Origin of the sequence: Methylobacterium sp. WL64 (assembly GCF_008039945.1) — a bacterium.
In the GTDB taxonomy this organism is placed as follows: domain Bacteria; phylum Pseudomonadota; class Alphaproteobacteria; order Rhizobiales; family Beijerinckiaceae; genus Methylobacterium.
In genome coordinates, this window is the sequence record NZ_VRVA01000054.1 from 26,242 (window position 1) to 37,240 (window position 10,999).

A 10,999-nucleotide genomic window follows, 5' to 3' on the forward strand; every position below is an offset into this window, starting at 1 on the left:
TAAGCACCCTTGAAATCTTCCAAGGTCCTGTGTCCCGGCGTGCCTGCCTGTGACGGGCATGGGCAGATCGAGAGAAGAGCATGAACTCGTTCGAGGTGAACAAGGTTCTCGGTGCCGTCCTCGGCGCCTTATTGTTCGCGGCCGGATCGGGTTTCGTCGCCGAGCTGATCTACCATCCGAAGCCGGCCGGCAAAGCCGGCTACGACCTGCCCGAGCCTGAGCCGCAGACCGCCGCGGCGGCACCGGAGGCCAAGGTCGAGCCAATCGCCGTCCGGCTCGCCAGCGCCAACGTCGAGAAGGGCGAGGCCGGCACCAAGGCCTGTCATGCCTGCCACAACTTCGAGAAGGGCGGCCCGAACAAGGTCGGCCCGGACCTGTACGGCGTGGTCGAGCGCCCGAAGGGGGGGCATGCCGGCTTCGAGTACTCGGCGGCCCTGAAGGAGAAGGGCGGCACCTGGACCTACGACGACCTGGACGCGTTCCTCACCAACCCGAAGGCCTACGCCAAGGGCACCAAGATGGCCTTCGCCGGCATCGCGTCGCCGCAGGACCGGGCCAACGTCATCGCCTACCTGCGCAACAACGCCGACAGCCCCAAGCCTCTGCCCGCCGTCGAGAAGACCGAGGCGAAGCCCGAGGCCGCTCCGGCCGCCGCCAAGCCCGAGGACAAGCCCGCACCCGCGCCGGCGTCCGAGGAGAAGCCTTCGGCTGCCAAGCCCGCGGCCGGAAAGGGCTCCGAGGGCAAGGACAGCCCGGCCAAGCCCGCCGACACCAGCACGGCCAAGCCGGTCGAGGAGAAGTCCGCCGGCAGCCCCCGGGCGCCGAGCGAGTCGAGCGACCGCAACGCTCCGGCTCCGCCGGCCGGTGCTCATGACGGCGACCAGCACGGCACGCCGTCGAGCCTGATCCCGGCCGAGCCGACGGCGCCGTCCGCCCCGGCCGCCAAGGAGCCGCCGGCTCAGGCCAACCCCGAGGCGGTGGATCGCGCCAAGGACCTGGAGGTCGACGGCCCGACTAAGGACCAGAACGCGCCCCTGCCGACGCCGAAGAACTAGCGGCGACCCGGCCGGGCGTTCAGGCCCGGCCTTTGCCTTGAGGCGTCCGCGACCCGATCTCCGTTCGGGTCAGACACCGATAAGGATTCCGCTTGCCCGATCGAAGTCCGGAACCGGCAGCGCGCCGGGCGCCCCTGCCGCTGCTGGTCGGCGTGACCATGACCGGCACGGTGGCGCTGCACATCTTTGTGCCCGCGCTCGCCTCCGCCGCTGCCGACCTCGGCATCACGACGGCCGCCGCGCAACTCACCATCACGGTCTACCTGATCGGGCTCGCGGGCGGCCAGCTGCTGTACGGGCCGCTCTCCGACCGGTTCGGGCGGCGTCCGATCCTGATCGGCGGGCTCGGCCTCTACCTCGCCGGGCTGCTGCTGGCGATCCCGGCTCAGAGCATCGGCGTGCTCCTGGTGGCGCGTGTGCTGCAATCGCTCGGGGCCTGCGGCTCCCTGGTGATCGGCCGGGCCATGGTGCGGGACGTCTCGACCCGGGAGGACGCGGCCCGGAAGCTCGCGATCCTCACCACCGCCATGACGCTGACCCCCGCCCTGGCCCCGGCGATCGGCGGGGTGGTGAACGAGGCCTTCGGCTGGCGCGCCGTGTTCGTGGTGCTCGCCGGGATCGTCGCGGTGCTCGGCGCCCTCGTGGTGTTCACCCTGCCGGAGACCAATCGGCACAAGGTGGCTCTGCCGGGACTCGTGGCGATCCTGGCGGGCTACCTGCGGCTGGTGAAGGTACCCGTGTTCCGCGCCTATCTGGTCGCCGGGGCCTGCGGCGGCACCAGCCTCTACGCGTTCCTGGCGGTGGCGCCGTTCCTGTTGGTGGACCGGCTCGGGCGCTCCTCGCAGGAGGTCGGGTTCGATTGCCTGATCGTCGTGTTCGGCATGGTCGGCGGCGCCGTGCTGGCGAGCCGGCTCGCGACCCGGGTGCCGATCCGCAAGGCGGCTCGCAGCGGCAACCTGCTCTGCATCGCGGCGGCGCTGGCGCTGCTGCTGGTCGACCGGAGCGGGATGCTCGGCGTCGTGACCCTGATCGTGCCGCTCTTCGCCTACGCGGTCGGGGTCGGCCTGCTCAGCCCCAACGCGGTGGCCGGGCTGATGAACGTCGATCCGCACGCGGCGGGCTCGGCCTCCAGCCTCTACGGCTTCACCCAGATGACCTTCGGGGCCCTGTTCACAGCCGCGGCCTCGGCCTGGCCCGCGACCTCGGCGACCCCCGTGGCCCTGGCGCTGCTCACCGCCGGGCTGATCGCGGCCCTGGCGTTGCGGCGGGCGTGACCGCAACCGCGCCGCGAACCGACAGAGACCTCAAGACCGGGACTCTTCCGGGCGCAACGCTTCCACGGCGCCCGATATGCCCTGGCGAAAACCGTCGGCCAGTTCCAGCCATAGGACGCGGGCCGGGTCCACGGGTCCCGGCAGGGTCAGGCGGCCCGGCGGCACAGGGGTGAAGCCGAAGCGGCTGTAATAGGGTGCGTCGCCCACCAGGATCACCAGACCCTCGCCGGCCTGCCGCGCCGCCTCGATCGCCGCGCGGGTCAGGGTGCCGCCGATGCCGCGGCCCTCGAAACTCGGGTCGACCGCCAGTGGACCGAGCATGACGAAGCGCGAAGACCCGGTGCGCACCGGCCCCATCCGCGCCGAGCCCACCAGGAAGCTGCCGACCGAGGCGGTGACGCCGAGGTCCATCCGCTCGGCCGCCTTCTCGCGCAGGCGATAGGCGGTGCGGGCGAACCGTCCGGGACCGAAGGCCCGGGCCTGGAGGCGATCGATCGCGGGTGCGTCCTCCGGCCGCTCGGGCCTGATGACGAGGGAGAGTGTGGTCAAGGGCGGGCTCGCGGCTCGGAACCGCCGCCGCGTAGCAGCGCCGGCCCGGGCTCGCAAATCGTCATCCCTACTCCGCCGCCGCCAGGGCGGGGCGCGGCTCGCCCTGCGTCAGCTTCAGGAAGCCGAGCGCCGCGAGCCAGATCACCGCGCCGCAGGTGGCCGCGATGCCGAGCACCAGCGCGAAGCCGCCGCGGTCGTGCAGCACCGCGATCGCCGGAACCACGAAGCCGCTGGCGGTGAAGCCGACGAAGTAACGTACGCTGTAGGCCCGGGCCCGGTAAGCCGGGGGCACGTAGCGGGCGATCATCGCGTCGTTGATCACTACCTGGCCGTAGATCGCCGTCATGGCCAGCATCAGCCCGGCGAGCAGCGGCAGGCCGGTACTCAGCGCCGCGAGCGCCAGCCCCAGCGGCTGCAGCACCGAGAGGGTGACGAACAAGGACGGCAGGCTGAAGCGGTCGATCAGCCGGCCCATGGCGAGCTGCATCAGCGCCCCGACCAGGAAAACCACGGTGGCGAGCGAGCCGATCAGCGCCAGCGGCAGCGCCTGGCCGACGCCCTCGTCGATCACCTTGGGCAGGCTGATCGTCGTCAGGTTGAAGGTGACGCCGCCCGCGAAGATCGCGACCCCATACAGCGCCATCAGCGCCCAGGGTCGGCTCACTGCGATCGCGGCCGCGCCCCCGGCCTTCTTGCCGCCGGCCTCGCCGTCGCCCGGCACCATCGCCAGGAAGGCGGCACCGCAGGCGAGGCAGACGAGGCCCGGGACCACGAAGGCGGCCCGCCAGCCGACGCTGGCGGCCAGCAGCGCGGTGACGCCCGAGGCCGAGGCCGCGCCGAGATTGCCCCAGACGCCGTTGATGCCGAGGTCGCGGCCGAGTCGGCGCGCATGGGTCACCAGCATGGTCGAGCCGACCGGGTGGTAGATCGCCGAGGCGAGGCCGAGCACGCATAGCCAGAGCGCGAAGCTCAGCGGCGTGGTGGCGCTCGCCACCCCGAGGCAGGACAGGCCGTAGCCGAGGAAGAACACCGCCAGCAGGTTGCGCCGGCCGAACCGGTCCGCGAGCCAGCCCATCGGCAGCGAGCACAACCCGAAGGCCACGAACGCGCCGGTCGCCAGCCCGATCAGCTCGCCGTAGCTCAGGCCGGTCTGGGCCGCGATGGCGATCACCGCGGTCGGGTAGATCAGCAGCACGTAGTGGTCGAGAGCGTGCGCGACGTTGACGAAGCGCAGCGTGCGGCGGGACAGGGTTTCGGCATCCATCGCGGCGTATCCTCCGGGATCGACCGCTGATACCCTGGCCCGATGGCGGTGTCGGGCCGGATATGGATGCGAACGGGCCAAAATCGCCGGTGGTGCCGCGATCGACCGCCGCTGCCGACTACGAACATGTGCCGCGGCCGGTCGCGGTCGTCCGCAAGCCGCTTCCGGCCGGGAGCGGCACCGGCCTGCATGCACACATCCGGGCGCAGCTCCTTTACGCAACGGCAGGGCTGATGAGCGCCGCGGCCGAGGACGGCACGTGGGTCGTGCCGGAGGGGCACGCCCTCTGGATCCCGCCGGGCTTGCCCCACGCCACGGTCACCCACGGACCCGTGGCCTTGTGCACGGCCTATCTCGACCCCGCCGCCGTGGACGCGTTTCCGACGATCTGCCGGGTGATCGCGGTCTCCGCGCTCCTGGCTTCGGCCCTGACCGCCCTTGCGGAGGAACCGGTCCTGTACGACGAGGCCGGCCGCGGCGGTCACCTCGCCGCCCTGGTGCTCGACGAGATCGGCCGGGCGCCCGAGACGCCGCTGACCCTGCCGCTGCCGCGGGATGCCCGCCTGCGCCGGGTCTGCCTCGGCCTGATCGAGGATCCCGCCGCCGCCGACGACCTCGACGCCTGGGCCGACCGCGCCGGGGCGAGCCGACGCACCCTGACCCGGCGGTTCCGCACCGAGACCGGGCTCAGCTTCGGCGATTGGCGGGCGCGGGCCCGGGTGATCCGGGCGCTCGCACTGTCCGCCGAGGGCCGCCCACCGGGCATGGTCGCAGCCGCGGTGGGCTATCGCAGCGCGCAGGCCCTGCGGAGCACCGTGGCGCGGGTGCTGGGTGGCGGAGGAACGCCGTAGGCGGCCCGCGCCGCCACCCGGTCCGGATCAGCCGATCACTTCGGCTTCGCTTGGCCGCCCGGGCCCCAGCCGTGGTCCTGGACCGCCTTGACGATCTTGCCCTGCATCTCGGGCGCCACCGCCTGCATCCATTGCTGCATGCCGGCCAGCTGGATCTGGGCGAGCTGCGGCTGGGCGGCCGCGAGGCGCTTGCCGGTGGGCGTGGCGTAGAAGGCCGCGATCGCCTGCAGGTCGTCCTTGCCGAGAATCGTGGCGAAGCCGCGAGCCTGGATATCGAGGAGTTCGTCGTAATGCGCGGACAGGGTCGGCATCACGACCTCCTGCACGAGCACCTGCGCCTTGTCGGCTTCCTTGATGCCGATCTGCTGCATCATGCCGACCATCGGGGCGGCCATCGAGCTGAGCGTGGCGGCGCGATCGCCCTGCATCTGCGCGACCGTTTCCCGGGCGACCTTCAGCAAGGCCGGATCCGGCGCCGCGGCCGAAGCGGGTTTCTGCGCCGTCTGCGCCAGCACCGTGCCGGGCAGCGCGGTTCCGAGACAGAGGCCGACGAGAAGGGTCGAGAGGCGCATGGTTGCTCCGGTCACGATCGCCGTACGATCCAACGTTGCACGGCCCGGGCACTGCTATCGTAATTGTGATCCGGATCAATGCACCTGGGCGATCGCGATGACAAATAACTGGAGCGGATCCACTTGGGCCGCCTTCAGAAATTGCCCGATCCCGACAGCGGATGCAGATCCGGATGGATTGGATCGTCAGCTTGTCCAGCGGCTCAACGTCTTGGCGGCGACCACCCCGATGACGACGCGGAACGATCGGCCGCGCGCCCGAGCCCTCACGTCGCCCGGGCGGAAAAATCGATGCGCGGGTCGATCCAGACGTAGATCAGGTCCGAGAGCAGGTTCACCGCCAGCCCGAGCAGGGAGAAGATGTAGAGGGTCGCGAACACCACCGGGTAGTCGCGGCCGACGATCGCCCGGAACGACAGCTCGCCCAGGCCGTCGAGGGAAAAGATCGTCTCGATCAGCAGCGAGCCGGTGAAGAAGGCCGAGATGAACGCGCCCGGGAAGCCGGCGATCACGATCAGCATGGCGTTGCGGAAGACGTGGCCGTAGAGCACGCGCCGCTCGGACAGGCCCTTCATCCGGGCGGTCAGGACGTATTGCTTGCGGATCTCGTCGAGAAACGAGTTCTTGGTCAGCAGGGTCGAGGTCGCGAAGGCGCCGATCACCAGGGCGGTGAGCGGGAGCGCCAGGTGCCAGGCGTAGTCGGTGAACTTGTGCCAGGCGGAGAAGCTCTCCCAGCCCTCGCTGGTTAGGCCCCGCAGGGGGAACCATTGATAGAATGAGCCGCCCGCGAACAGGATGATCAGCATCAGCCCGAACATGAAGCCCGGGATCGCGTAGCCGATGATCACCACGAAGGACGTCCAGCGGTCGAAGCGCTCGCCGTCCTTCACGGCCTTGCGGATACCGAGCGGGATCGAGATCGCGTACGACAAGAGCGTCATCCACAGCCCCAGCGAAATCGAGACCGGCAGCCGCTCCTTGATCAGCTGGATCACCGTCACGTCGCGAAAATAGCTGCGGCCGAAATCGAACCGGACGTAGTCCCACAGCATCTTGGCGAAACGCTCCGGGGCCGGCTTGTCGAAGCCGAATTGCTGCTCCAGCTTGGCGATGAAGTCCGGGCTCAACCCCTGCGCGCCCCGATAGCGGGAGTTGCCCTCTCCGCCCCCTGCCGGACGACCGCCGCCGCCGAGGTCGCCGCCCCCGCCGGTGACCCGCGACAGGGTGCCGTCGCCCTGGCCCTTCATCTGCGACAGAACCCGCTCCACCGGGCCGCCCGGGGCGAATTGCACGATGGTGAAGGTGATCAGCATGATCCCGAACAGGGTCGGGATCATCAGGCCGATGCGGCGCAGGATGTAGCCGAGCATGGTCTCAGTCCCGCCCGATCCGCTTGGCCTTGGCGGCGTCGAACCACCAGGTGCCGGGGGCGCCGAGATCGTATTTCGGCGGATTCGCCGGGCGCCCGTAGACGTCCCACAGGGCGAGGCGGTGGGCGCCGGAATACCACATCGGCACCCAGAGACGCTGGGCCCGCAGCACGCGGTCGAGGGCTTTGCACGCGGTGCTCAGCGTGGCGCGGGACTTGGCATCCGCGATGGCCGTGAGCAGCGCGTCGACCGCCGGGTCCGCGATCCCCGACAGGTTGTTGGAGCCTTTGGTGGCCGCCGCCCGGGAGCCGTAGAGCTCGCGCAATTCCGTGCCTGGCGTAACGCCACCGGAGAAGCGACGGGACGTGACGTCGAAGTCGAAATCGTTGACGCGGGCCTGATACTGCGATGGGTCTACGGTGCGGTGCGTCGCCTTCACGCCGAGCAGGCCGAGGTTGCGGATGAACGGCTGGGTCACCGCCTGGAAGACGGGATCGTCGTCCAGGAACTCGATCGCCAGGGGCTGACCGCCCGGCAGCAGCAGGCCGCCGCCCTGGCGGGTGCAGCCGGCCTCGCGCAGAAGCGCGTCGGCCCGCTTGAGCAGCGCCCGGTCCTGCCCGGACCCGTCCGAAACCGGCGGCGTCCAGGCCTCGGCGAACACCTCCGGGGGCAGGTCCTTGATCGGCTCCAGCAGGGCCAGTTCCTCTGCCGAGGGCTTGCCGGTGGCCTTGAGGTCGGAATTCTCGAAGAACGAGGCGGTGCGCGTGTAGGCGCCGTACATCAGGTTGCGGTTCGACCATTCGAAGTCGAAGCACAGGCCGATCGCCTCGCGGATGCGCGGGTCGCGGAACGGCGCGCGGCGGGTGTTGATCCACCAGCCCTGCGTCCCGCTCGGCCGCGCATCCGGCACGGTCTGTCGGATCACCCGCCCCTCGGTGGCGGCGGGAAAGTCGTAGCCGGTGGCCCAGACCCGGGCTGTGAACTCCTCGCGGAACGTGAAGGCGCCGCTCTTGAACGCCTCGAACGCCACGGTGCGATCCCGGAAATACTCGTAGCGGATCGTGTCGAAGTTGTTCTGCCCGGCCGCCACGGCGAGGTCCGCCGCCCAGTAATCCGGAACCCGGTCCAGCCCGATGGAGCGGCCGGGATCGACGGTGCCGACGCGGTAGGGGCCGGAGCCCAGCGGAGCCTCCAGGCTCGAGGCCTCGAAGTCGCGCCCGCCGTAATAGGCCGCCGAGAAGATCGGCAGCTGGACCACGAACAACGGCAGGTCCCGGGCGCGGCCCTCGGCGAAGGTGACGACGAGCGTCTCGTCGCCCTCGGCCCGGGCTTCGGTCATCGGACGGATCACCTCGGAGATCGAGGGATGACCCTTGTCGCGCAGGAGCGTGAGGCTGAAGGCGGCGTCCCGGGCGGTCAGCCGCGAGCCGTCGTGGAACCGCGCCTGCGGGCGCAGCGCGAACCGGTAGATCAGCCCGTCCGGGCTCACCGTCACGGCGCGCGCCACCAGCCCGTAGACGGCGTCCGGCTCGTCGAGCGCGCGGACCATCAGGCTGTCGAAGGTCTGGTCCAGCCCGGCCGCACCGTCGCCGCGCAGCACGTAGATGTTGAGCGTGTTGAAGGTGTTGAGCGACTGGTTGCCGATGGTGCCGGCGAGCTGTGTCGAGAACCGGCCGCCCTTGGGGGCGATCGGGTTCACGTAGTCGAAATGCTCGAAGCCGGGGCCGTATTTCAGCTCGCCGAAGCTCGACAGGCCGTGGCGCTCCTCGCCGTCGGCCCAGGCGGGACGGATCGCGGCGAGCGCGCCGGCGCCGAGGATGAGGCCGCGCCGGCTCGGCTGCCAGGACCGGCCCGTCACCGCGGGGCTCCGGTCTTGGCCGCGCGGGTATCGTCGTACCACCAGGTCGTCGGGAAGCCGGAGCCGGCGTAGCGCGGCAGGACGGCGGGGTGGCTGAACCGGTTCCAGCGCAGGGTCCGCTGCTCGCTCGCCGACCATTGCGGCACGACGTAATCGTGGGCCAGCAGCACCCGGTCGAGCGCCTTGGTCGCGGCGATCACCCCGGCCCGGTCCTTGGCATAGATGACCTTCTCGATCAGCGCGTCGATCCCGGGATCCTTAATCCCGATCAGGTTGCGCGAGCCCGACTTGTCGGCCGCCGCCGAGCCCCAGAACTCGCGCTGCTCGTTGCCCGGCGACAGCGACTCGCCCCAGGCGTTGGTGGTGATGTCGAAGTCGAAGTCGCGGATCCGGTTCTGGTACTGCGCGGCGTCGATCACCCGCATCGTCGCATCGATGCCGATCAGCTTCAGCTGCGCCGCGAAGGGCAGGATCACCCGCTCGAACGCGTTCTGGAACTCCAGGAACTCGACGGTCAGCGCTTCGCCGGTCGTCTTGTTGACCATCTTGCCGCCGCGCAGCTCGTAGCCGGCCTCGCGCAACAGCCCCACGGCCTCACGCAGGTTCTTCCGCACGGCCTCCGGGTTCTCGTTGACCGGGTTGGCAAAGGACGCGGTGAAGACCGAAGCCGGGATCTTGTCCTTGACGCTCTCCAGGATCTCTCTCTCCTGCCCCTCGGGCAGGCCCGAGGACGCTAGTTCCGAGCCGAAGAAGTAGGAGTTGATCCGCTTGTAGAGGCCATAGAACAGGTTCTTGTTCATCTCCTCGAAGTTGAGTGCCAGGTTGAACGCCCGGCGGACCCGGGGATCCTTGAACTTGTCCCGTCGCGTGTTGAACGCGAAGGCCTGCATGATGCCCATGCCGCGTTCTGGGAACGCCTCCTTGATCAGGCGCCCTTCCTTGACGGCCGGGAAATCGTCGTAGGCGGTCGCCCAATTGCGGGCGATGTTCTCGGCCCGGAAGTCGTAGAGGTCGCCCTTCAGGGCCTCGACCAGAACGGTACCGTCGCGAAAGTATTCGTGGCGCTCGGTGTCGAAATTGTACCGCCCGACATTCACGGGCAGGTCCTTGCCCCAGTAATCCGGCACGCGGGCGTAGGTGACGCTGCGGCCCGGCTCGAACTTGGCGAGCCGATAGGGGCCGGAGCCGAGCGGCGGCTCCAGGGTGGTCTCGGTCGGGCTGCGCGGCTTGCCGTTGGCGTCCTTGCCCGTCCACCAGTGCTTGGGTAGCACCCGCAACTGGCCGATCACCTGCGGCAATTCGCGATTGCCCGTCTCGGTGAACGTGAAGGTCACCTCGTGCGGCCCGGTCGCCTCGGCCTTGGCGACCGTCTGATAATAGGCGGCGTAGAATGGGCTGTTGGCCTTCAGCACGCCGTAGGACCAGACCACGTCCTCGGGGGTGATCGGCTGGCCGTCATGCCAGCGGGCGTCGTCGCGCAGGCGGTACGAGACCGATCCGAGATCGGGGGCGACCCGGACCGCCTCGGCCAGCAGGCCGTAGGACGTGAACGGCTCGTCCGAGGATTCGGTCATCAGCGTATCGTAGATCTGCAGCACGCCGCCTTCGAGGTCGCCCTTCAGGCCCGAGACGATCATGTTGAAGTTGTCGAACCCGCCCTGCATGCCGAGGCGCACCATGCCGCCCTTGGGCGCGGCCGGGTCGGCGTAGTCGAAATGCTTGAAGCCGGGGCCGTATTTGGGCTCGCCCATCAGCGTGATCGCGTGGGTCCACTGGCCGGTAGCAGCCGGGATCGCCGCCTCCGTGGCGGCCGCGCTCGCCGCCGGTTCCTGCGCGCGGGCGGGGGCGAACTGGAGACAGGCGATGCAGAGCGTGGCGGCAAGGAGGCGTCCAGTCACGGGCAGGCTATCTCCATGTCATCGCACCAGGCGGTGCGGGAATTCGGGCTTCCGAAGGGTCTTAGGCCGGGTGCGGCCCGGGCGTCGAGGCCGCTTCTTTGCCGGTCGGTGCGCGACCGTGACGTCACCTGCGGCGTGGGGCTTCTTGAGGCGGGCCGGATCCGCGCCACGCCCTCCCCCCTCTGCGGGGGAGGGTGGCCCGCGAAGCGGGTCGGGAGAGGGGAGCAACGTTTCTGGAAAGAGCGCAACGGTTGCTTCATCCTGAACCGTCGCGCTGCCCCTCTCCCGACCCCTGCTGACGCAGGGCC

Annotated in this window: 9 protein-coding genes; 3 read left to right on the forward strand and 6 right to left on the reverse strand. The window is 70.0% G+C overall.

The window, feature by feature from the left end; genetic code table 11:
• Positions 1-80: 80 nt before the first annotated feature.
• Positions 81-1,055 carry a cytochrome c family protein gene (locus tag FV242_RS20190; protein ID WP_147906366.1) on the forward strand — a complete coding sequence of 325 codons (975 nt, stop codon included), beginning with the start codon at positions 81-83 and terminating at the stop codon, positions 1,053-1,055.
• 92 nt (positions 1,056-1,147) lie between these two features.
• A complete protein-coding gene (locus FV242_RS20195; RefSeq protein WP_147906367.1) occupies positions 1,148-2,329 on the forward strand; it encodes a multidrug effflux MFS transporter in 1,182 nt (393 codons plus the stop codon).
• Between the two features lie 30 nt (positions 2,330-2,359).
• Here FV242_RS20195 and FV242_RS20200 read toward each other — a convergent pair whose 3' ends face one another.
• Both FV242_RS20200 and FV242_RS20205 read right to left on the reverse strand, forming a co-directional pair.
• Entirely contained in the window at positions 2,360-2,878 is a 519-nt protein-coding gene (locus tag FV242_RS20200; protein WP_147906368.1) for a GNAT family N-acetyltransferase, read from the reverse strand.
• A gap of 67 nt (positions 2,879-2,945) precedes the next feature.
• Positions 2,946-4,142: an MFS transporter gene (locus tag FV242_RS20205; protein WP_147940141.1), complete on the reverse strand. Its 1,197-nt coding sequence runs from the start codon at positions 4,140-4,142 to the stop codon at positions 2,946-2,948.
• 62 nt (positions 4,143-4,204) lie between these two features.
• Between FV242_RS20205 and FV242_RS20210 the strand changes: the two genes are divergently transcribed.
• Positions 4,205-4,993 (forward strand): helix-turn-helix domain-containing protein, encoded by a 789-nt coding sequence (locus tag FV242_RS20210; protein WP_147940142.1) that lies wholly within the window; start codon positions 4,205-4,207, stop codon positions 4,991-4,993.
• Between the two features lie 35 nt (positions 4,994-5,028).
• On the opposite strand, the gene FV242_RS20215 is transcribed toward FV242_RS20210, so the two are convergent.
• From FV242_RS20215 to FV242_RS20230, 4 genes are all read right to left on the reverse strand, one after another.
• Positions 5,029-5,565: a DUF2059 domain-containing protein gene (locus FV242_RS20215; protein ID WP_147906371.1), complete on the reverse strand. Its 537-nt coding sequence runs from the start codon at positions 5,563-5,565 to the stop codon at positions 5,029-5,031.
• Between the two features lie 266 nt (positions 5,566-5,831).
• Positions 5,832-6,935 carry a microcin C ABC transporter permease YejB gene (locus FV242_RS20220; RefSeq protein ID WP_147906372.1) on the reverse strand — a complete coding sequence of 368 codons (1,104 nt, stop codon included), beginning with the start codon at positions 6,933-6,935 and terminating at the stop codon, positions 5,832-5,834.
• A 4-nt stretch (positions 6,936-6,939) separates the two neighbouring features.
• Positions 6,940-8,793, reverse strand: coding sequence for an extracellular solute-binding protein (locus FV242_RS20225; protein WP_147940143.1), 1,854 nt, complete (start codon positions 8,791-8,793; stop codon positions 6,940-6,942).
• Positions 8,790-10,658, reverse strand: coding sequence for an extracellular solute-binding protein (locus FV242_RS20230; RefSeq protein WP_246692788.1), 1,869 nt, complete (start codon positions 10,656-10,658; stop codon positions 8,790-8,792). Before FV242_RS20230 ends, FV242_RS20225 begins: the two co-directional genes overlap by 4 nt.
• Positions 10,659-10,999 lie beyond the last annotated feature (341 nt).